Here is a 23,041-nt window from a genome sequence, read left to right as displayed (position 1 = left end):
AGATTGCTTAGCGTATTTTTAGTTTACCGGCTTTCTCCATGGTATTCATCTTTTTCATCATTCTACGCATTTCATCAAACTGCTTGATGAGGTTATTGACTTGCTGTAAAGATGTTCCGCTTCCAGCAGCAATGCGTTTTTTGCGACTACTATCGATAAGGTCAGGAGTGGCTCGTTCTTTAGGTGTCATCGAATGTATAATCGCTTCGATAGGCTTGAAGGAATCATTGTCAATATCCAAATCTTTCATGGCAGAACCCATACCAGGAATCATCCCTAGTAGGTCTTTGACATTCCCCATTTTTTTGATTTGTTGAAGCTGACCCAAGAAGTCATCAAAGTCAAACTTATTTTGCCGCATTTTGGCATTGATTCGTTTGGCTTCATCTTCGTCAAATGCTTGCTGAGCACGCTCTACCAACGAAAGCACATCGCCCATTCCCAAAATCCGGCTCGCCATCCTGTCGGGATAGAAGCTATCAAGTGCTTCCATTTTTTCGCCCGTTGAAATAAACTTAATCGGTTTATCTACAATCTGACGAATCGAAAGAGCCGCACCACCGCGAGCATCACCGTCTAATTTGGTCAATACCACCCCGTCAAAATTGAGGCGATCGTTGAATGTCTTGGCAGTATTGACGGCGTCTTGCCCTGTCATCGAATCTACCACAAACAATATTTCGCTAGGTTTGATAGAAGCTTTGATGTTTTCGACTTCTTTCATCATCACCTCATCCACCGCCAAACGCCCAGCCGTATCCACAATCACAATTTTCTTACCCGTTTTTTTGGCGTGGGCTACGGCATTTTGGGCAATTTCTACGGCATTTTTATTTTCAGGCTCGGCGTATACGTCCACGCCTATTTGAGTACCCAATACTTTTAGCTGGTCAATCGCCGCAGGGCGGTAAATATCACAAGCCGCCAACAATACTTGGCGTCCTTGTCGCTTAAGCATATTAGCGAGTTTACCTGAAAAAGTGGTCTTACCCGAACCTTGCAAACCTGCAATAAGAATAACAGCCGGTTCTCCTTTAATATTAATGCTTTCAGCTTGCCCTCCCATAAGCTCTGTGAGCTCTTCGTGGACAATCTTCACAAACATTTGCCCAGGCTCCACCGCAATCAGAATCTTCTGGTCAAGGGCTTTATCTTTTATTTTATCCGTAATTTCTTTAGCAACTTTGAAGTTAACATCGGCATCTACCAGCGCTCTTCGCACTTCCTTGGTTGTAGCAGCAACGTTGATATCTGTGATGCGATCTTTCCCTTTAAGAGTCCGAATCGCTTTGTTCAATTTGTCTTGTAAGCTTTCAAACATAATCTAATGCTAGTAAAATGAGGGGACAAATTTAGTGAATGATGCGCTCAAAGCATAATAACTTTAATATCCTGTGTGAAAAGTACTGTTATAATTTTAAATTTGCGCGATAAAACCACAAGTAACCAGAAAAGTCAAACAAGATTATGAAGCAAAAAACAACTACCTATTGGTGCTGTTTGTATGTGATTCTGAGTATATTTTTATCGGTAGGTACGTTGAGGGCTCAAATCAAGATTACCTTTCCCGTAGAGCGAGCCATCTTTCAGCGTGACAATGCAAACCAAGCTACTATTTCGATTGGCGGGTATTATACAGAAGGCGTAGACCGTGTGGAAGCTCGTCTTGTACCTGTATTACCAGCTCAAGGACAAGCTACTGATTGGACCGTTATTCAGCAAAATCCTCAAGGAGGTGTTTTTTTGGGTAGCCTCACGGGCCGCGGCGGATGGTATACTTTAGAAGTACGAGCCTTTTTTAGCAACAATCAAATCGCCACTGATAGAGTCGCCCGAGTAGGGATAGGGGAAGTTTTTTTGGTAGCAGGGCAATCTAATGCCCAAGGCTTCTTCGGTTTTGGTGCCACAGGTGCTACCGAAGACCGTGTCAATACAGTGACTTGGGACAATCAAAACTCAAACAATACCAACAATCCTACACTATCATTTGCACAGCTCACTGCCGAGACGCTCATTGGACCTCGTGGACGTAGCGCATGGTGCTGGGGGCCTTTAGGTGATTTATTAGCGAGAAAGCTCAACGTGCCCGTTCTTTTTATGAATGCTGCGTGGTTTGATACTTCTACCCAAAACTGGTTAGATGCTGCACAAGGCAAGCCTGTTCAAAATAGATTAGGCGAAAACCTTCCCGCTGGTATGCCTTATGCCAACCTCAAAGCCTCTTTGCAATACTATGGTTCTATCCTAGGACTAAGAGCGGTGCTTTGGCTTCAAGGTGAAAACGACGCCGCTGCTCGCGTCAACAAAGAAGCTTATCAAAATTCTCTCCAAGGCTTAATCAATGTAGCTCGTATTGAGCAAGGGGAGGTATTGTCTTCGCTTCCTTGGGTGTTTGCTCGTACTTCTCGATATGCCATCAACGGCGTATCTTTGGTATCACAGGCTATTATAGATGGACAAAATGCCGTCATTAACATTCCTTTCAATAAAAGTTACGGCGGCCCTTATACAGACAATATTCAGGTGCCAAGGCCTGCTACAAACCCTGTAAATGGCCAAGAAGACGGGGTACATTTTCAGGGCCAAGGTCTGGTAGACTTGGCCCGTGCTTGGGATAATTCTTTGCCTCCTAGCTTTTTTGCTACAGTTGTACCAGTAAAACCGCGTTCGGTAGTTCCAATAACCGTAACTTGCAATACTCCCGGAGTAAGTATTAACCTAAGAGCTGCTGATGGTTTTGCGTCTTATCGCTGGAGCAATGGCCAAACTACCCAAACTATTACAGTGACTGGTCAAGGTAATTATCAAGCTACGATGAAAGACAACGCTGGTAATACTTACCTCACTCCTACATTGGTCATCAATGACCCAAGTGTACAGGTAGCTAACCCCGTAATTTCACCTAGCGGAGAACAAATCATCTGTGCCGACTCTTCTATTACTTTGTCGGTCAATGTTTCGACTGCCAATATCGTACGTTGGAGTAATGGCTTCGTAGGACGGACTATTTCTGTCCGAAATCCGGGAAATTATACTGCCACAGTTAGCAATATTTATGGATGTAGTGCTGCCGCCGCCTCAGCCCCCGTCACCATCAAAACAATCAATATTAAAGCTCCTACAGTATTTCAATCAGGTCCCTACAGCGTACAGGCTGTTCCTGATAGCACGATATTTGCTTTTACTGATACCAAAGTCTCAAACATTACTTGGGAATGGATGCAAGGCGGGCGTGTCTTGCCCTTCAAAGAATCAGCAATCAAAGCAACCACAATCAGTACATATAGCACCCGCTCACGCGTCACTTTTGAGGCTCAATCGGGGGGAAGCTTGCGCACGTGCTTGTCTCCTTTTTCAAATACAGTAGAATATCGGCCCACGGGAACGACAGAAGATGGGCTAATTTTATATCCCAATCCTACTCGTAGCAGAAAAATTGCGGTCGAAACGTTGGAAGATTTGAAAGACGTAGAAATCACAGTAGTAGGGCTTACGGGGCAGGTAGTATATCGTAAAGTAATGCCTACCCTCAATATCCGCCAAGAAATTGACCTTTCAGGGCTAAATGAGGGAGCGTATATTTTCAAAGTAAAATCGGCTACCCTCAATCAAGCCAAAAGAATTTTGATTGATAAATGATATTTTTTGGGCTTCTGCTTCGTGCAGAAGCCTTTCTTGCTAATTTTGCGAAGTCATTTCAAAACCATATGCCAAACATTTGGTTAGATGAGGTGACAGTAGTAATTTTGGGTACTAGAGTAAATCTACATCAACCAACCTCCTAACAGAATGAATTATCAACCCGCCGATTATTTGCCAATTCTTATTCAACTTGGCTTGGCATTGGCTTTTATAGTGGGCACGATGCTTGTTACCCACTCTATTGGTCCAAAACGCAATAGTAAACAAAAAGACGATCCATTTGAGTGTGGTATCGAAGTAAAAGGTGATGCTCGCACACCTATTTCTATCAAATACTTCTTGGTCGCTATTCTTTTTGTACTTTTTGACGTAGAGGTTATTTTTATGTATCCTTGGGCTGTCAATTTTCTTAAACTAGGCGTATTTGGATTTGTAGAAATGATCGTGTTTATGGGCTTGTTGCTATCAGGCTTTTATTACATCATTCGCAAAGGGGTTTTGGAGTGGGAGAAATAAGGCATTGCTACGTTCCCCACTAAAAACAATTATTTACCAAGAGAAATCATGACAACTGACGTAAAAATAGTAGAAGCTCCAGACGGCTACCAAGGCTCTGGCTTTTTTGCCACTTCATTCGACAAAGTAGTAGGTTTGGCACGTAGCCATTCCTTGTGGCCTTTGCCTTTTGCCACCTCTTGCTGCGGAATCGAGTTTATGTCGACTATGGCAGCACGCTATGACTTGGCGCGTTTTGGTTCTGAGCGCCCTAGTTTTTCTCCCCGCCAAGCAGATATGCTTTTGGTAGCCGGTACTATCGCAAAAAAAATGGCCCCGGTTTTGAAGCAAGTGTACCTTCAAATGGCCGAACCTCGCTGGGTAATTGCGATTGGAGCTTGTGCTTCAAGTGGTGGTATCTTTGATACTTATAGCGTACTTCAAGGTATTGACCGCGTGATTCCGGTAGATGTATATGTACCAGGCTGCCCTCCCCGTCCTGAGCAAATTCTCGAAGGTATTTTGCAAGTTAGAGAACTAACTCACAACGAATCGTTGCGTCGTCGCAATTCGTCTGAGTACCAAGCCTTGTTGGCCTCTTACAACATCCAATAATGAACGTTAATCGTTGTTTGTTAATGACTTATTGGGGCTTCCTACTGAGTTTATCACAACAACACCTCTCATCCATATGCTAACGAACCAATCTGTAGCCGAAGAGATTGTAAAAAAGTTTGGTGATGATGTATTTGATTTCGAAGAGCCCTTCGGAATGCTTACTTTCACCACTACTCGCGAGCAAATTATTCCTTTGTTGGAATATCTAAAATCGCACCCTCAATTCAATATCAATTTTTTAACAGATATTACCGCCATTCATTATCCTGATGCCCTAGGACAAGAGTTTTGCGTGGTGTATCATACCCATAGCTTCATTAACAACTTCCGTATCCGTATAAAAGTCTACCTTCCTGACGCGGATGTACACATTCCTACTGCTGTAGGGTTGTGGGCTTCAGCTAACTGGATGGAAAGAGAGACCTTTGATTTGTTTGGAATCATCTTTGATGGCCATCCCAATTTGAAGCGTATTCTCAATATGGAGGAAATGGATTATCACCCCATGCGCAAAGAATACCCGCTCGAAGATCCTACTCGTCAGGACAAAATCGATGCTTTGTTTGGAAGATAATGTATCCCGTTTGAGCATGATAAGAATGTATGTTGCTATTTACATTCGATGCTCAGACCCCAAAGTTTCATAAAAATGACAGAAACCTCAGTTGCCCCACAAAATAATGCAGACCTCGCCAAAGGCGACCAAGTACAGTACGTCAACGAACTTACTACCCTTAACCTCGGGCCAACGCACCCCGCTACACACGGTATTTTTCAGAACATCCTTACCATGGATGGCGAAAAAATCGTCGCTGGTGAGCAAACTGTAGGGTATATTCACCGGGCATTTGAAAAAATAGCCGAACGTCGGCCTTTTTATCAAATCACTACCCTTACCGACCGCATGAATTACTGCTCCTCCCCTATCAACAATTTTGGGTGGCACATGACAGTCGAAAAACTTTTGAGTATCGAAGTTCCTAAACGTGCTCAGTACATCAGAGTTATTTTGATGGAGCTAGCTCGTATCGCTGACCACATCATCTGCAATGGGATTTTGGGAGTAGATACTGGGGCTTTCACAGGATTCTTGTACGTTTATGAAAAACGCGAAGAAATCTATGAAATATACGAAGAAATATGCGGTGCTCGTCTTACTACTAACATGGGCCGCGTAGGTGGCATGGAGCGAGATCTCAACAGCACGGCTATCAACAAAATCAATGAATTTTTGAAATCTTTCCCGCCAGTACTCAAAGAATTTGAAAGACTCTTTAATCGCAATCGTATTTTTATGGATCGTACGATTGGAGTGGGGGGCATTTCGGCCGAAAGAGCCATGAGTTATGGTTTTACGGGTCCTAACCTACGAGCAGCGGGGGTTGATTATGATGTGCGTGTTATGAGTCCTTACTCCTCTTATGAGGATTTTGAATTCGATATTCCAGTAGGTCAACATGGCGATACCTACGATCGTTTCATGGTTCGCAACGAAGAAATGTGGCAAAGTCTTCGCATCATCGAGCAAGCCATGAAAAACTTGCCAGAAGGACCTTACTATGCAGACGCGCCCGAGTTCTACTTGCCTCCTAAGCAAGAAGTATATCGCAATATGGAAGCGTTGATTTACCATTTCAAAATAGTAATGGGCGAAATCGACGCCCCTATTGGAGAGGTTTATCATGCCGTAGAAGGTGGAAATGGAGAGCTAGGTTTCTACCTCATTAGCGATGGAGGACGTACTCCTTATCGTTTGCACTTCCGACGCCCATGCTTTATCTATTATCAGGCATATCCTGAAATGTGTGTGGGTAGCACCATTTCGGACGCGATTGTTACGATGAGTAGCTTAAATGTAATTGCAGGAGAATTAGACGCCTAGTCGCTGGTCAGTTCAATACTTAGATTTTACCATCGACGATTACCGTCGATGTCCAATTAGAAGATAGTATGTCAAATATTGCTGAAAAAATAGCTTTTACTCCCGAACGCTTCGCGAAAGCGCAGGAAATCATCGCCCGTTATCCTGAAGGCAAACAAAAATCGGCGCTTTTGCCACTGCTTCACCTTGCCCAAGAACAATACGGCTGGGTAAGTGAGGAAGTAATGGACTACGTAGCGGGATTGCTAAATATATTACCCATTGAGGTATATGAAGTAGCTACTTTCTATACCATGTTCCATTTGGAACCGGTCGGTAATCACGTCATCGAATACTGTCGGACTGGCCCTTGCTGCTTGATGGGTGGAGAAGATGTGTACACGCATTTAAAGCAAAAGTTAGGAATTGATACGGGCGAAACCACCTCTGACGGTAAGTTTACGCTTAAAGAAGTAGAATGCCTAGCAGCTTGTGGATGGGGGCCGGTATTTCAGATTCGTGAAAAGTATTACATGAATCTGACCAATCAAAAGGTGGACGAAATCATTGAAGAACTCTCAAAGTAAGAGCTTGAATAATAAACTACCTCAATGAAATTGTTGAGGTTTATCACTTGAACCATGGCAGTAAAAATTCTCACCGAACATATCAACGAACCAGGTATCAATACCTTCGAGGTCTACCGCAAAAAAGGCGGATATACCGCTGTCGAAAAGGCGTTGAAAAAAATGACTCCTGAAGAAATTGTCGAAGAAGTCAAGAAATCAGGCGTACGCGGACGCGGTGGTGCCGGATTCCCGATGGGTATGAAGTGGAGTTTTTTGGCAAAACCCGAGGGAGTACCTCGCTATTTGGTCTGCAATGCCGACGAGTCTGAGCCAGGCACGTTTAAAGACCACTATTTGATGCGTGAAATTCCCCACCTTTTGATAGAGGGAATGATTGTTTCTAGCTATGCGTTAGGAGCCAACAAATCCTTCATCTACGTACGGGGAGAATTGATGTATGTAGTCAAAATCCTAGAAAAAGCCATTGAAGAAGCCAAAGCAGCGGGCTTTTTAGGAAAAAATATATTAGGCTCGGGCTATGATCTTGAGCTAGTAGTTCAGCCTGGTGGAGGTGCCTACATTTGCGGTGAAGAAACTGCCCTTTTGGAATCTCTTGAGGGAAAACGCGGCAACCCACGCAACAAACCCCCTTTTCCAGCAGTAAAAGGGCTCTACCAGTCACCCACCGTAGTAAACAATGTAGAATCTATTTCTAATACACCTTGGATTGTCAACAATGGCGGCGAAGCTTATGCAGCTTTGGGCGTTGGACGTAGTACAGGTACAAAGTTGATTTCGGCTTCGGGTCACATCAACAAACCCGGCGTTTATGAAATTCCACTCGGTATCAGCGTCGAAGATTTTATTTATGCCGACGAATGGTGCGGCGGTATTCGTCCAGGGCATCATCTCAAAGCTGTAGTAGCAGGTGGATCATCAGTACCTATCTTGCCAGCTAATCTTATTTTGAATTTAACAAACGGAGACAAACGTCTCATGACTTATGAATCGCTCTCTGACGGTGGTTTTGCCACCGGCACCATGCTAGGGTCAGGAGGCTTTATTGTGATGGACGAAACGACTTGTATTGTACGCAATACTTGGACTTTTGCTCGTTTTTATCACCACGAATCTTGCGGACAATGTTCGCCTTGCCGTGAAGGAACTGGCTGGATGGACAAAGTTTTGGAAAGAATCGAAAACGGCAAAGGAAATATGCGTGACATTGACTTACTTGTTGATGTTGCAAAAAAAATCGAGGGAAATACCATTTGCCCCCTAGGCGATGCGGCCGCTTGGCCTGTAGCTGCGGCGATTCGTCACTTCCGTGATGAATTTGAATGGCACGTGACACATCCCCACGAAGCTACCAAGCCAGGAGCTGTATATCCTGGTGCAATGGAGTTGGTATAATATAAGAATCAAAAAAGGAACTTGACCTAACATATGGAAAATACCGCACCCCAGTTATTCAAAATTACTTTTGACGGTATCGAAATCGAAGTGCCGCCGGGGACAACCATCATGCAAGCAGCGCGTAAAATCGCCGAAGCCGATGCGACCAAAAGTCATCTCGCTCCGCCTGCTATGTGCTACTACGAACCTCTCAAAGGCTCGGGTGGAAAATGTCGGGCTTGCTTGGTCAAAGTGACAGCAGGCTCTGCCAAAGACCCTCGCCCCATGCCAAAGTTAGTGCCATCGTGTATCACAACTGTGCAAGACGGTATGGTAGTCGAAAATACAACCAATGAAGCAGTACTCGAAACACGCCGTGGAATCGTAGAGTTTTTGCTTATCAATCACCCTCTCGACTGTCCTATTTGTGACCAAGCAGGTGAGTGCCACTTGCAAGATTTTGCTTTCGAACATGGCCGCGTCAGTACTCGCTATGAAGAAGAACGCCGTACATTTGAGAAGCAAGACATTGGTCCATACATCCAACTTCACATGACACGCTGTGTGTTGTGTTATCGTTGTGTATTTACGGCTGACCAAATTACGAATAAGCGCGTTCATGGGGTCTTGAACCGAGGCGACCATGCCGAAATCAGTACTTATATCGAAAAAGCAATCGATAATGACTTCTCGGGCAATGTCATAGATGTATGCCCTGTGGGAGCTTTGACCGACAAAACCTATCGTTTCAAAAATCGTGTGTGGTTTACAAAACCCGTTGAAGCACACTGTGATTGCGAAAAATGCAGTGGTAATGTGACACTTTGGTACCGTGGTGACGAAGTAATTCGCGTTACTGCCCGCAAAAACGAATGGGGAGAAGTAAAAGAATTTATTTGCAATACTTGCCGTTTTGAACGTAAAAAAACCAGTGATTGGGTCATTGAAGGACCTACCACGGTATCTCGTCATTCGGTAATTATGGCCAACAAATACCGCGCTGACCTTAAAAAGCCTGATTTTGGATTGAAAGTAGCCGCGGCTCAGTACAAACAAATTGATGACTCTCGTCCTTTTGTGACCGACAACAATACCATTCGGGAATTAAGCAAAGAAAACAATGCAAAAGCCAACCAACGTTCGTTGGCTGAGAACAACTGATATATCATTGAAAAAGAATTTGAGCATCCACTCAAATTCTTTTTCTAACGACCTCACATCTATGACATTTACTATCGACGTAGCTTTCATTATCAAGGCCATCATCATCTTGCTAATATTTGGTATTACGCTTTTGGTGGCCATGTACTCTACATACGGAGAGCGCAAAGTGGCGGCTTTTATGCAAGACCGTATTGGCCCCAATCGTGCCGGACCATTTGGTTTGCTCCAACCATTGGCCGATGCTGTCAAAATGTTTTTCAAAGAAGATTTTATTCCCGCTCAATCTAGCAAGTGGCTATTTATCTTAGGTCCTTGTCTTTCGATGCTTACTGCTCTGATGACTAGCGCCGTGATTCCATTTGGAGATAGCATCAAATACGAAGCCGCCCCCGGCAAAGTATGGGATGTACCTGTACAGGCTATTGATGTCAACATCGGTATTTTGTATGTTTTTGGAGTAGTATCACTAGGAGTATATGGAATCATGGTGGGAGGTTGGGCTTCCAACAATAAGTTTTCATTGTTGGGTGCTATTCGTGCTGCTTCCCAAAACATCAGCTATGAAATCTCTATGGGTTTAGCTATCATCGCGATTTTGATGATGACAGGCTCTCTTTCGATTCGTCATATTGTAGAACAACAACACGGTGGTAACTGGAATATTTTCTATCAACCACTCGGTTTTATTATCTTTATTACTTGTGCTTTTGCCGAATGTAACCGTACTCCTTTCGATTTGCCCGAATGCGAAACGGAACTTATTGGTGGATATCATACCGAATATAGCTCTATGAAGCTAGGTTTTTACCTTTTTGCCGAATACATCAACATGTTTGTATCTTCTGCCATGATTTCTAGCCTTTATTTTGGGGGTTATAATTATCCGGGCATGGATTGGGTACAAGCCCAGTTAATTGGCTCATTGGGCGAAATTGCGGGTCACAATGTGGCTACTTTGATTGGATTCTTGGTATTTTTTGGCAAGTCATTGTTTTTCGTATTTTTCTATATGTGGGTACGTTGGACACTCCCCCGTTTCCGTTATGACCAGTTGATGAATTTAGGGTGGAAAGGATTGATTCCTCTCGCGATTGTCAACATCGTCCTAACAGGCGGAGCGATCTTGTTTTTAAAACCTTTGGTTATGTCTTTTCTGAAATAGATTAGGTTTTTGTTCTGATGCCAGTGAAGGCTCACAAGTCCCAATCTAAAACTATAAAAATATGCAACTTACAAATCGTTCGAAGCAAGTTAGTAATAAACAAATGACCTTTGCAGAGCGGATTTATCTGCCAGCAATCGCGACAGGTTTGGGTATTACCATCAAACATTTCTTCCAAAAGAAAGTAACGATTCAGTATCCTGAAGTTAAAAAGAATCTAGGACCCGTATTTCGGGGTCGGCACGTTCTTAAGCGCGATGACCAAGGTCGCGAGCGCTGCACGGCTTGTGGTCTGTGTGCGGTGGCTTGTCCAGCCGAAGCTATTTCGATGGTAGCAGCCGAGCGTCAAAAAGGAGAAGAGAATCTTTATCGCGAAGAAAAATACGCCGCAGTGTACGAAATCAATATGCTACGTTGTATTTTCTGTGGGCTATGCGAAGAAGCCTGTCCTAAACAAGCGATTTACCTTCGTCACGATGAGTTTGTTCCCGTATTTACGGAGCGCGACCAAGTGATTTGGGGAAAAGACCTTTTGGCCGAAAACATGAACAATCGCTACCTACGCAAAGCTTGGACCAAAGAAGAAGCCCGTGAGCAAGATATTAAGGGTATCGATGCCAAGCCCAGAACTCAATTGTAAATGGAGGGCTTGGAAACAAGTGCAGGTGATGCAAAATCTTATGTTTACCACATGGTCAACAGATAACATTTAACAGATAACAGTAGCTCGCTACTTACTACCTCTATGAATTTTTCAAATTTATTTGCCAATCTTACTCCTTCTACGAGTATCTTTTATGCCCTATCATTTTTGACCATCTTATGTGGTTTAATGGTAGTACTTGCCAAAAACCCTATTCATAGTGTGTTGTATCTAATTGCAACATTTTTTTGTCTTTCAGGTCATTATATATTGCTCAATGCCCAGTTTTTGGCGGCGGTCAATATCATCGTTTACGCTGGTGCTATCATGGTATTGTTCCTGTTTGTAATCATGTTTTTGAACCTTAAAAAAGAAGACGAAGAATCAAAAACCAACCTGGTCAAAATTGCGGCAATGATAGTAGGTGGTACTTTGTTCTTGATTTTTGTGGCTGTTTTGCGCAAAGCTCAACTAGGTACATACAACCCCTATTCATTTGATTCTCAGATAGGAATGGTTGAAAGTCTCGGAGAGATTTTATATAGTGACTATCTGCTCCCATTCGAATTGGTCTCCATATTATTTTTGGTCGCCATGGTAGGAGCGGTCATGCTTGGCCGTCGTGAGGCAGGAGATAGACACTTCTAAGCACTCATTTTCATACATTTACCAAATCCCGTTGTCCTGTTTGATTTTCAGGGTAACGGGATTTATTTTGGGTAGCTATTTCTAAATTAGTATTACTCAAAACCTTGCTGAATTCCCTTTTGGAATTTATGAAGTGCTTTTGTATTTTGGAAAAAGAAACAACCCCTTCTACCCTTTTCTAAAAATGCACAAAGAAAATACCATCTCGGAAGACCAAGGAGATATTAACTCTTCCCAACAACGCCTCCTATATCATCAATCTCTCGATAACGAAACGCGGTATTGGCTAGAAGAAGATGCCAAATACTTCTTTCATCAAGCCCTTTCTACGCCCGTAATGAATGTTCTTTCTAAAACAGAAGGCCCTTACATCTATGACCTAAATGGCAAAAAGTACCTCGACATGCATGGCAATGGCGTACATAATGCAGGTTTTAATAATCCCAAAGTAGTAGAAGCGATGATGCGCCAAATGAACGAATCATTGGCTTTTACCCCACGACGATACACCAACATTCCCGCAATCCAACTTGCCAAAAAATTGGCGGAGATTACGCCTTTGGGACTAGACAGGGTGCTTTTCTGTCCCGGTGGCTCCGAAGCGATTGAAATGGCCGTAATGCTTGCCAAACAAATAACGGGTAAGTGGAAAACAATTTCGTTTTGGGATGCTTACCACGGCACAGGCTACCAAGCTTCCGCCGTGAGCGGTCAAGCGCATTTTTTAAAAGGCAACGGCCCAATGGTACCTGGGGCATTACATGTAGAGTTTCCTAACTACTACCGTAACCCTTGGAATTGGACAGACCAAAGGGCAATTGACGATGAATATTTGCGCCAAATCAAACTTTTACTTCGTAATGAGCCTGATATTGCGGCGATTGTGGCCGAGCCTATTTCTTCTACGCCCATGGTGCCTTCGGCTTATTATTGGCAACAAATCCGTGACATCTGCGACCGCGAAGGTATTTTTCTCATTTTTGATGAAATCATCGAAGGATTCGGACGAACTGGAAAAATGTTTGCGAGTGAACATTATGTCACTCCTGATGTGCTTGTGTTAGGAAAATCATTGGGAGGAGGTATGCTTCCCTTGGCAGGAATTGTCTCTAAATCAAAGTACAATATTTTACAAGATAGCTCGATTGGACATTTTACCCACGAAAAAAATCCACTCTGCTGTGCCGCAGGATTGGCCAAAATCGAATACATCGAAGAAAACAACCTCGTAGAAAACGCCGCCCAAAAAGGGGAATATTTGATGAATGCCTTTCGGGAGATGCAAGAAAAATATCCTATCATCGGCAATGTAGCAGGGCGAGGATTTCATATAGGGATTGATTTAGTGAAAGACTCTCATACCAAAGAGCGCGCCTACGAAGAAGCCGAACGCATCATGTATCGCTGCATGGAGCGAGGATTGGCTTTCAAAATCATCGAAGGTAATGTAATTACGCTACGCCCGTCTTTGGTGTTGAGTCAAGACCAATGCGAGTTTATCGTAAACACGATTGAAGAGGCAATAAAAGCAGAAATGAAATGACGCCTTTAGGCTGGGGAAAAGAAAGAGGCAGAATTTTTTGGGCTTTAGCCTGACTTTTAACATCCTGAAGGCATATCCTACTCAACTACGCCAAATTAAAGGAGACTTTCCAAGTTTGTAAACTTATTGATTTACAAACTTGGAAAGTCTAAGCCTAACTACCAGTATAACTAAAAGGTGAAATCGCTCTCAGTTCTTCTTTGATACTATCTGATACGTCAAGGCCATCAATAAACTCCGCAATGGTATTAGAAGTAATCTTTTCGTTTTTACGCGTCAATGCCTTAAGGGCTTCATAAGGCTGCGGGTAAGCTTCACGGCGCAAAATCGTCTGAATCGCTTCTGCTACTACGGCCCAATTGTTATCCAAATCTGCGTAAAACGCCTGCTCATTCAACTCAAGTTTGCCCAAGCCACGAAGCAATGCCTTAAGCCCAATAACTGTATGCCCCAAAGGAACACCCAAATTGCGCAACACGGTAGAATCGGTCAAATCTCTCTGTAAACGCGAAATCGGAAGCTTGGCAGCCAAATGCTCAAATACAGCATTGGCAATCCCCAAATTACCTTCTGAGTTTTCAAAGTCAATGGGGTTTACTTTGTGTGGCATTGCCGAAGAGCCCACCTCTCCCGCTTTGATTTTTTGTTTGAAATACTCCATAGACACATATGTCCATACGTCTCTATCAAGGTCTATCAGGATGGTATTGAGCCTTTTGAAGGTATCCATCAATGCCGCCAACATATCATAATGTTCAATCTGCGTGGTGAGTTGGCTACGCGACAAACCGAGCGTTTCATTAACAAATTGATTGCCAAAAGCCACCCAATCTATGTCGGGATAAGCCACGTGGTGGGCATTGAAATTCCCCGTAGCTCCGCCAAACTTAGCCGCAAAAGGCACTACTTTGAGCATCGAAAGTTGTTTTTCGAGTCTTTCTACAAATACCCCTAGCTCTTTTCCCAAACGAGTAGGTGAAGCGGGTTGTCCGTGCGTACGAGCTAGCATCGGAATATGCTTCCACTCTTCGGCAAGCGCCTTTAGTTTTGTAATCACTTCTTCAAACAAAGGAATCATTTCGGCTTGAAGCGCATCTTTCAAAGACAATGGAATCGACGTATTATTTACGTCTTGTGAAGTAAGACCAAAGTGAATGAACTCCAAAAAAGACTCTAATTGCTTGTTTTTGAGTTTTTCTTTGATAAAATACTCAACCGCTTTCACGTCATGATTAGTCACCGATTCTATTTCTTTAATCATGCGGGCATCTACCTCCGAAAACTCCCCGTAAAGCGCCCTTAAATCTGTATAGAGCGTTTTGTCAAAATCTTTGAGCTGAGGCAATGGCAGCTCACACAAGGCAATGAAATATTCGACTTCAATCAAAATGCGGTAACGAATCAGCCCAAATTCAGAAAAATAAGGAGCTAGTTTTTCAACTTGACGACGGTAGCGACCGTCAACGGGAGATATGGCAGTGAGCGTATTTAGTTGCATAGTATGGGTTCTAAAACACAAAGATACGCCATCCTTGGCAAAGATTTGGTAGAAAACCCGCGAAAATGCTTTTATAATAAGAATCTCTTTTCTTCCTTTTGGGAGCGATTCTGTTGCCTTTTATTATTCTTGATTCTAAACCTGCTATCATCCTTTAAGTCTTTATCGATGAAAAAATACGCCTTATTTCTTTGCCTTTTCTTATACCAGATTGTGGGGGCTCAAGTCCCAGGCAGCGTAGTAGCTTACAGCCCTGCTTCATCGGGCTTGTATATTGGTTCGCCAAGTGTGTGTATTCTCCCCAATGGCGACTATCTAGCCTCTCACGATTTGTTTGGCCCTAAGTCCAACGAATTTGAAAAACCTATTTCAAAAATCTACCGATCCCAAGACAAAGGCAAAACTTGGACACATGTAGCCGACATCAACGGGCAGTTTTGGTCTAAACTCTTTGTGCACGAAAAAGGACTGTATTTTATGGGAACCAGCAAACATCACGGCAATACTATCATCCGTAAATCGACCGACAACGGCAACACTTGGTCTGAACCAACCGACGCCGAAAATGGCTTACTACTTGCGGGCGAGTACCACTGCGCACCTATGCCACTGATTGAGCATGACGGCAAGCTTTGGCGCGCTATGGAAGATGCAATGGGGCCTATCAAAAAATGGGGAAAGCGCTACGGAGCTTTTATGATGTCGATTCCGCTGGGTGCCGATCCTATGAAAGCCGCCAACTGGACAAGCAGTAATGTACTGAGACATGACTCGACGCTATTAGGGGGTAATTTTGGAGGGTGGATTGAAGGCAATGCCGTAGTAGATCCCAACGGCCAACTGTGGGACGTATTACGCGTGGATGATAAATCTACTTTAGAAGAAAAAGCCGCTTTCGTAAAAATTACCGCCGACGGCAAAACCGCCACTTTTGACCGTGAGGTTGATTTTGTAAAGTTTCCGGGTGGTAGCAAAAAATTCAGTATTCGTTATGATCGCAAATCCAAACTTTATTGGACTATCACCAATTACATTCCAGACGAAATCAAAGTGGCTAACAAAGGACGAAATCCAGCGAGCATTCGCAACACACAAGCCTTGTTTAGTTCTAAAGATTTGCGCAATTGGGATTTACGTCAAATATTACTCCAGCATCCCGACATCATCAAGCATGGCTTTCAGTACGTAGATTGGCTTTTTGAAGGAAAAAACAATATCATTTTTCTTTCGCGTACGGCTTATGAAGACGGTCAAGGCGGCGCCCACAACAACCACGACGCCAATTATCTGACTTTCCACCGAATCAAAAAATTTCAGAAGAGTAAACCTTGACCATCTTACCACGGTTGGTAAACTTTGGTCTCTCAATTTACCAACTGTGCAATCCTTTAATCCCTAAAAAAACAAACAATATCCCGCTGATTATCAAGCAAGTATTCTATTTCTTAAAATTTCATACATATCCTCGCGCTTGCAATTGAAACAACTCCGCATAACGTCCTTGTTTTGCCATCAAGGTTTCATGACTTCCTGATTCAATCAATTGTCCATTTTCGATGACGACAATACGGTCGGCCATGCGAACAGTCGAAAAGCGGTGCGAAATCAGTAAAGCCATTTTGCCTCTTGTCAGCTCCGCAAATCGCTGAAATACCTCATACTCAGCGCGCGCATCCAGAGCCGCCGTAGGTTCATCCAAAATGAGCAATTCCGAATCGCGCATGTAGGCCCGTGCCAAAGCGATTTTTTGCCATTCTCCACCCGATAGCTCCGTGCCACCGTTGAAATGCCGCCCCAATACTTGTTGAAAACCATTGGGCAAGCGTCCAATCAAAGCCGCCGCCAAACTCCGTTCGGATGCCGTGGCGATGCGGTCGAGGTTATTGATTTGATTGATATCTCCTACGGCGATATTGCTCTGCACGGTCATCATCAGGCGAATGTAATCTTGAAAAATCACCCCAATATGCCGTTGAAGTTCGGTTAAATCATATTCTCTTAAATCACGCCCGTCGAGTAAGATACGCCCTTCCGTAGGGTCATAAAGACGCGTGAGGAGCTTAACAAGCGTCGTTTTCCCCGCGCCATTTTCACCCACTATCGCCAGTTTTTCACCCGCATTCAGTTTAAAATTAAGATGTTGAAATACCCATTTTTGACTACTTGGATAACGAAATCCCACATTTTCAAACACAAATCCTTCTCGAATAGGATTAGGGAAAGGCAAAGGCGTAGCAGGAGAAGCTACTTCTGGTTTTAAATCAAAAAATTGGAAGAAATCTTTGAGGTACAACGCCCCTTGTGAAATACTCGTAAAACGATTCAAAATCCCTTCTAGCGAAGATTTAAGCTGCCTAAACGACCCCACTAAGAAGGTAAGACTTCCGATAGTAATCGCCCCTTTGACGGTTTCCACCCCAATAAAAGCATAAGCGCCATAGTAACCCGCCGTCCCAACAGCCGTCAACACAGCTCCCCAAAAAGCCCGCCGTATCGCCAATTTTTTGTTTTGCTCATAATAAGCCGACGACACTTCCCGAAAACGCTCCGTCAGAAAGCCCGACAAATTGAAGAGTTTTACTTCTTTGGCGTTGACATTACTCGCTCCTACGTATCGCAAATAATCTAGTTCACGGCGTTGAGGCGTCCACTGATAAGAGAGGGCATAACTTTCCGAATTGAAATAAAACTCCCCCAAAAAGGCGGGAATAATACTCAATACCAAAATCAAAATCAGCCAAGGGCTAAATATCGCCAAACCTGCGCCCAAAAAACCGATAGTGATGATATCCTGTACTTGCGTCAATGACTGCGACAGTAGCGCCGTTCGGCCTACGGTTTGTTGGCGAGCGCGTTCGAGTTTATCATAAAAAACCGGTTCTTCAAACTGCGCTAAATCTAGCGTAGCGGCATGCTGCATGATTTGGATAGAGGAACGATTGGCGTGCAAATCTCCTAAAAGCGAATCAAGCAAAGCAGTGGCTCGATTGAGCATATCGGCACTCAATGCCAACGCCAACTCAGTACCAATAAGCAAAATCAAATGAGCCGTATCCTGAGAGTGTTCATTGAGCAACATTACCACTTCGTCGATGATGAGCTTGCCTACGTAGAGCGTCAGAAATGGAATCGCCGACCGTAGCAAACGCAAAAAAACATTGGTGGCTGTCATCCAAGGTTGGGTGTGCCAAATTTCCTTGAAAAAAGGTGGCAAATATTGAAGTGCCTGAAAACGGTCTTTGAGGGAAGGCTGAGGTTGCTTATTTGTAGGAGGCATAGAAATATTAACAGCTGATAATTAGCCAAATATCATTAGAATGGTAGAAAAACAGAGTCTATCCTAAAAAAGTGCCGAATAATAAACCTACCTCTCGCCAAATGCTCATTTCCAGTAATTTTGTCCTAAAAAGGCCATGAACTCTCCTTACCAATTATTTTTCTTAAGAAATGTGGCTCATTTTCCCGACGGGACACTTTTTGAGCTTGAAAACCAACTTTATAGTCATACCCAAATCAGCGGAGCTAGCAACGAAAAAAGACAGGAGATTGCGGATTGGGAATACACCACTCAAGGCTACCTCCTACCCGACCGAGGCGACGGAGTACGGGACCTTATTCCAAAAGAAAAAGTAGTGCTTTGCCCACCCTTCTCAGAAAATATCTCTCCTCTCAAAGGAGAAATTGAAATCACCAAAGCCCGCACAAAAAGTATCCGATTTCCGGAGTACCCCACACCCTCTCATACACCCGTAGGAATTTTTGGCAAGAATCATATTCAAATTCTACATAACCTTCATTATCAACACATTGTAGTTGATGTACTTCACAAAAATTTTCAAGTAGCCCAAATCGTCGTTTTCAACAAAACCAAACAACTAGAAGTAGAAAATTACCTATCTCCTCATCTCAATCGGCACGAATATCGCTGGACGGTGGGCTGTGAGTTTGGCCACCTTCCTTTTGGATTTTATGAGATTCAGGTTCAGTTTACCAATGGCTGGTGTTACAGCATCGACCTTATCAAACATTATCCTGATTATCTAAAAGAGCGATTTTATCAACTTACTGCTCAACCCATACCCTCTCGCACTCCCGCTTCATTTACTCCTCTTCAAGAAATTGGATTTGACCTCATCAAAATGGGCATCCAAGTCCTCACCTCTACCAATATGGGCGTCAATGACGGCATCCTCAACGAAGCGTTGGCTTTGACCACCGAATGGGGCCCCAATTTTCAAAAACCTATCTTTGAAAGATTACAAGCAAAATATCCTTGGATTGATGAGATTCTGGCCGAAAAGCTTCAGAAGTACTGCAAAGAAGCCGAATATTACATGTATGAACTCGGTAATAAAGAACTCAATGGCGAAATTGCGGAATCGGACATGATTCCTTTAGCGCAAACAAAATATCCTTGGGTCTCCACAAAACATTGGTATAGACTAAGGAATATCGCAATGTATTATGCCCGCCGATAACCCTCTTCTTTTACCTCCTTTTTTTACGTCGTCTTCAAGGCATTATAAATACTAAACATTTTGCTTTAACATTTAATTATTCTGACGACTTGTACTAAACCACTGATACAAATGAAAAAATACCTCTGGGGGCTAGGCGGCATCGCTCTTACCTGCGGATTGGCAGCTTCTTATCAAAACGACAACCCAAGTCGCGCCACCTCCAATACACTCGATAGTGTGTATGCTACGCTTACACAAGAACAAAAACATGACCTCAAATATGCCGTTGGGGCATTGGAAGTAGCCGAAGGACTGGAAGCTAATTTGTTTGCTTCTGAGCCGATGATTACCAATCCTACCAATATCGACATCGACCACAAAGGGCGGGTATGGGTGCTTGAAGCTTACAACTATCGTCCTCACATTACTGGCAACCCTACCCACGGCGAGGGGGATCGCATCTTGATTTTGGAAGATACCAACGGCGACGGCAAAGCAGATGCCAGTAAAGTATTTTATCAAGGCCCTGAGGTCAATGCGCCCTTGGGAATTTTGGTCATGGGAAATCGGGTGCTGGTTTCGCAAAGCCCTTACGTATGGTTGTTTACCGATGAAAACGGTGACGATAAAGCTGACAAAAAAGAGATTATTTTTCAAGGTATCAAAGGTGAGCAGCACGACCACGGAATGCACGCCTTTACTTTTGGTCCTGACGGAAAATTGTATTTTAATTTTGGCAACGAAGGCAATCAACTCCTCGACGGCAAAGGACAACCCGTACTTGACCAAGATGGAGTACCTATCGACCGTAAAAAATACAAACAAGGCATGGTTTTCAGGTGTGACCCTGATTTCAAAAACGTAGAAGTATTAGGGCACAATTTCCGCAACAACTACGAAGTGGCAGTAGATAGCTACGGCAGCATGTGGCAATCTGACAACGACGACGATGGGAACAAAGGCGTCCGTATCAACTATGTCATGGAATACGGCAATTATGGCTATGCCGACGAAATGACCGGCGCAAGTTGGTCGGCCAATCGTACCAATATCGAATCTGAAATTCCGCTGCGGCATTGGCATCTCAATGATCCCGGGGTAGTTCCCAACCTACTCCAAACAGGCGCAGGCTCACCCACAGGTATGGTCATTTATGAAGGTGATATGTTGCCCAAAGTATTTCAAAATCAAATGATTCACTGCGACGCTGGCCCCAATGTAGTAAGAGCATATCCAGTAGAAAAAAATGGTGCAGGTTATAAAGCAACTATCGTCAACGTACTCCACGGCAAACGCAATCAATGGTTTCGCCCGTCGGATGTATGTGTGGCGCCTGACGGTTCTTTGTTTGCCGCCGATTGGTACGACCCTGGTGTGGGTGGCCACCAAGCGGGCGATTTGAACCGCGGGCGTATCTACAGAGTGACGCCGCCCAATACGTCTTACAAAGTTCCTACAAATGATTTCAATACACTTTCGGGCGCTTTGAAAGCCATCCAAAGTCCAAATGTATCAGTAAGATACATGGCTTGGAACAAAATCCGAAGCCTAGGCCAAAGTGCAGAAGGTGAACTCGTGAAAATGTACCAATCAGCCCCCAGTCCACGTATGAAAGCACGGGCATTGTGGCTTTTGAGCAAATTACCTAATGGCAGTACTTATGTAGAAACTGCCCTTACCGACGCCAATCCTGATATTCGAATTACGGGCATCAGAGCCGCGCGTCAAATCACCGCCAAAGGGATTTTACCGCTTTCTATTCATCATCTGAATACTTTAGCCAACGACCCCGACCCGCAGGTACGCCGCGAAATAGCCCTTGCTATACGCCATATCAACGATGATTTGGCAGCGGATATTTGGGTACAATTGGCCAACCGTTACGATGGACAAGACCGCTGGTACCTCGAAGCTTTGGGAGTATCTGCCGATGGACAATGGGATAAGTTTTTTGGTACTTGGCTCAAAATGGGAGGCACCAACGCCACAGCTACCGCCAAGGGTCGCGATATCATTTGGCGCGCTCGTACTGCAACCTCAGTGCCTCTGTTAGCCTCTCTTGCCGCCGATTCAAAAGTGCCTTTGCAGGAGCGTTTGCGGTATTTTAGAGCGTTTGATTTCAATCCCGGTGCCGTCGAAAAATCCAATGCTCTCCTCACTATTATGAAGGGCAATACCGACAACGAAATTACGAAGCTTTGCCTGCGCCACCTCGACCCTGGTTTTGTCAAAACCTCTCCAGCAGCACAGCAAAGTCTCCAAAAACTATTAGATGCGAGTTTTGGTACAAGCGAATATTTGGAGTTGGTCCAGCGATTTGAGCCTGCCACCGAAAGCAAGCGCCTTCTCCAAATCGCTCTCGAAAAACCCATGCAACGCGACGGTAGAGATGCGGTACGTCAGTTATTAAAACAAAATGAATCTGCTTTACTAGTAGCCACTATCAATGGTAAAGATGCCACCAAAGCCCAAAACGCGGTCATTTCTCTACGCGGCGTAGGCAGCAAACAGTCGCTTGATATTTTGAAAGGAATAGCCCTAGACTCCAAACGTCCCAAAGCACTTCGCATGGAAGCTTCTCGGGCTTTGGGCGGTAGCATGGATGGCGAGGATTTGGTATTGGCTTTGTTGAAAGAAGGTAAACTCACGGGCGATTTCAAGGCTGCTGCCGTACAGGGCGTAAGCAGTGCGTGGCGCAAAAATGTACGCATCGAAGCGGCCAAATACATCAATGCCGCCCCTAGCAAAACGGGTAAAAAATTGCCGCCTGTAAGCGAGCTTGTGGCGCTTAATGGCAATGCCGCCAACGGTCAAAAAGTATTTGCCAACTATTGCGCTATTTGCCACCAAGTCAACGGTGAAGGGGCAGATTTTGGCCCCAAACTCTCCGAAATCGGAAGCAAATTAGGAAAAGACGGTCAATACATGGCTATATTCTATCCAAGTGCAGGTGTGAGTTTTGGATATGAAGGCTACGAAGTAAAATTCAAAGACGGAAGTACTACTATTGGGATTGTGGCTAGCAAAACCGAAACCGATTTGCTCATGAAATTTCCGGGAGGCACTACCCAAAGTTATAAAATGAGCCAAGTAGTGTCCATGAAAAAACTTGACGAATCGCTCATGACTGCGGGCTTACACGAAACTATGGGCCAACAAGACCTTGTCGATTTGGTAGAGTACATGTCGAGCTTAAAAAGAAAATAGTGCGTCGGAGACGCAATACCCGTTTTGACCCAAATAACAGTTTGGGTCAAGCTATCGCTCGTACCGACATGATGTCGGTACGCAATCGGCCTCATGTCTCCGACTTGAGCTGATATAGGTATATTATAGAAAAAAT

General features: G+C 44.0%; 18 protein-coding genes. 15 read left to right on the top strand and 3 right to left on the bottom strand.

Features of this window, described 5'->3' with window-relative positions:
- Nucleotides 1-7 precede the first annotated feature (7 nt).
- A complete protein-coding gene (ffh, locus tag P1X15_RS06285) occupies nucleotides 8-1,321 on the bottom strand; it encodes a signal recognition particle protein (protein ID WP_277337295.1) in 1,314 nt (437 codons plus the stop codon).
- 146 nt (nucleotides 1,322-1,467) lie between these two features.
- Between ffh and P1X15_RS06280 the strand changes: the two genes are divergently transcribed.
- The 12 genes from P1X15_RS06280 to P1X15_RS06225 all read left to right on the top strand — a co-directional run bounded on the left by P1X15_RS06280 (nucleotide 1,468) and on the right by P1X15_RS06225 (nucleotide 13,740).
- Complete coding sequence (locus P1X15_RS06280) at nucleotides 1,468-3,639, top strand: T9SS type A sorting domain-containing protein (RefSeq protein WP_277337294.1); 2,172 nt, start codon at nucleotides 1,468-1,470, stop codon at nucleotides 3,637-3,639.
- Nucleotides 3,640-3,789: 150 nt separating this feature from the next.
- A complete protein-coding gene (locus P1X15_RS06275; RefSeq protein ID WP_028664956.1) occupies nucleotides 3,790-4,158 on the top strand; it encodes an NADH-quinone oxidoreductase subunit A in 369 nt (122 codons plus the stop codon).
- A 48-nt stretch (nucleotides 4,159-4,206) separates the two neighbouring features.
- Nucleotides 4,207-4,752 (top strand): NADH-quinone oxidoreductase subunit B, encoded by a 546-nt coding sequence (locus tag P1X15_RS06270; RefSeq protein WP_277337293.1) that lies wholly within the window; start codon nucleotides 4,207-4,209, stop codon nucleotides 4,750-4,752.
- Between the two features lie 76 nt (nucleotides 4,753-4,828).
- Complete coding sequence (locus tag P1X15_RS06265; RefSeq protein ID WP_277337292.1) at nucleotides 4,829-5,329, top strand: NADH-quinone oxidoreductase subunit C; 501 nt, start codon at nucleotides 4,829-4,831, stop codon at nucleotides 5,327-5,329.
- A 75-nt stretch (nucleotides 5,330-5,404) separates the two neighbouring features.
- Nucleotides 5,405-6,637, top strand: a complete 1,233-nt coding sequence (gene nuoD / locus P1X15_RS06260; protein WP_277337291.1) for an NADH dehydrogenase (quinone) subunit D — start codon at nucleotides 5,405-5,407, stop codon at nucleotides 6,635-6,637.
- A 68-nt stretch (nucleotides 6,638-6,705) separates the two neighbouring features.
- Complete coding sequence (gene nuoE / locus P1X15_RS06255) at nucleotides 6,706-7,203, top strand: NADH-quinone oxidoreductase subunit NuoE (protein ID WP_277337290.1); 498 nt, start codon at nucleotides 6,706-6,708, stop codon at nucleotides 7,201-7,203.
- Between the two features lie 54 nt (nucleotides 7,204-7,257).
- Nucleotides 7,258-8,598 carry an NADH-quinone oxidoreductase subunit NuoF gene (gene nuoF, locus P1X15_RS06250; RefSeq protein ID WP_277337289.1) on the top strand — a complete coding sequence of 447 codons (1,341 nt, stop codon included), beginning with the start codon at nucleotides 7,258-7,260 and terminating at the stop codon, nucleotides 8,596-8,598.
- Nucleotides 8,599-8,631: 33 nt separating this feature from the next.
- Nucleotides 8,632-9,741, top strand: coding sequence for a 2Fe-2S iron-sulfur cluster-binding protein (locus P1X15_RS06245; protein WP_028664962.1), 1,110 nt, complete (start codon nucleotides 8,632-8,634; stop codon nucleotides 9,739-9,741).
- Between the two features lie 61 nt (nucleotides 9,742-9,802).
- Nucleotides 9,803-10,906: an NADH-quinone oxidoreductase subunit NuoH gene (gene nuoH / locus P1X15_RS06240; RefSeq protein WP_277337288.1), complete on the top strand. Its 1,104-nt coding sequence runs from the start codon at nucleotides 9,803-9,805 to the stop codon at nucleotides 10,904-10,906.
- 61 nt (nucleotides 10,907-10,967) lie between these two features.
- Entirely contained in the window at nucleotides 10,968-11,546 is a 579-nt protein-coding gene (locus tag P1X15_RS06235; RefSeq protein WP_277337287.1) for an NADH-quinone oxidoreductase subunit I, read from the top strand.
- A 105-nt stretch (nucleotides 11,547-11,651) separates the two neighbouring features.
- Nucleotides 11,652-12,197, top strand: a complete 546-nt coding sequence (locus P1X15_RS06230; protein WP_277337286.1) for an NADH-quinone oxidoreductase subunit J — start codon at nucleotides 11,652-11,654, stop codon at nucleotides 12,195-12,197.
- A gap of 184 nt (nucleotides 12,198-12,381) precedes the next feature.
- A complete protein-coding gene (locus tag P1X15_RS06225) occupies nucleotides 12,382-13,740 on the top strand; it encodes an aspartate aminotransferase family protein (RefSeq protein ID WP_277337285.1) in 1,359 nt (452 codons plus the stop codon).
- 154 nt (nucleotides 13,741-13,894) lie between these two features.
- Here P1X15_RS06225 and purB read toward each other — a convergent pair whose 3' ends face one another.
- Nucleotides 13,895-15,238 carry an adenylosuccinate lyase gene (gene purB / locus P1X15_RS06220; RefSeq protein ID WP_277337284.1) on the bottom strand — a complete coding sequence of 448 codons (1,344 nt, stop codon included), beginning with the start codon at nucleotides 15,236-15,238 and terminating at the stop codon, nucleotides 13,895-13,897.
- Nucleotides 15,239-15,406: 168 nt separating this feature from the next.
- Here purB and P1X15_RS06215 point away from each other — a divergent pair, with 168 nt between their 5' ends.
- On the top strand, nucleotides 15,407-16,570 hold the full coding sequence (locus P1X15_RS06215; protein ID WP_277337283.1) for an exo-alpha-sialidase: 1,164 nt from the start codon (nucleotides 15,407-15,409) through the stop codon (nucleotides 16,568-16,570).
- A 121-nt stretch (nucleotides 16,571-16,691) separates the two neighbouring features.
- Here P1X15_RS06215 and P1X15_RS06210 read toward each other — a convergent pair whose 3' ends face one another.
- Nucleotides 16,692-18,515, bottom strand: a complete 1,824-nt coding sequence (locus tag P1X15_RS06210) for an ABC transporter ATP-binding protein (RefSeq protein ID WP_277337282.1) — start codon at nucleotides 18,513-18,515, stop codon at nucleotides 16,692-16,694.
- A gap of 136 nt (nucleotides 18,516-18,651) precedes the next feature.
- Here P1X15_RS06210 and P1X15_RS06205 point away from each other — a divergent pair, with 136 nt between their 5' ends.
- Together P1X15_RS06205 and P1X15_RS06200 are read left to right on the top strand one after the other, a co-directional pair.
- Nucleotides 18,652-19,716 carry a hypothetical protein gene (locus P1X15_RS06205; RefSeq protein WP_277337281.1) on the top strand — a complete coding sequence of 355 codons (1,065 nt, stop codon included), beginning with the start codon at nucleotides 18,652-18,654 and terminating at the stop codon, nucleotides 19,714-19,716.
- Nucleotides 19,717-19,827: 111 nt separating this feature from the next.
- Nucleotides 19,828-22,905 carry a PVC-type heme-binding CxxCH protein gene (locus P1X15_RS06200; RefSeq protein WP_277337280.1) on the top strand — a complete coding sequence of 1,026 codons (3,078 nt, stop codon included), beginning with the start codon at nucleotides 19,828-19,830 and terminating at the stop codon, nucleotides 22,903-22,905.
- Nucleotides 22,906-23,041 lie beyond the last annotated feature (136 nt).

The sequence above is a fragment of the Runella sp. MFBS21 genome, from assembly GCF_029433105.1.
GTDB lineage: Bacteria > Bacteroidota > Bacteroidia > Cytophagales > Spirosomataceae > Runella.
This window is presented reverse-complemented; position numbering and strand designations above follow the sequence as displayed.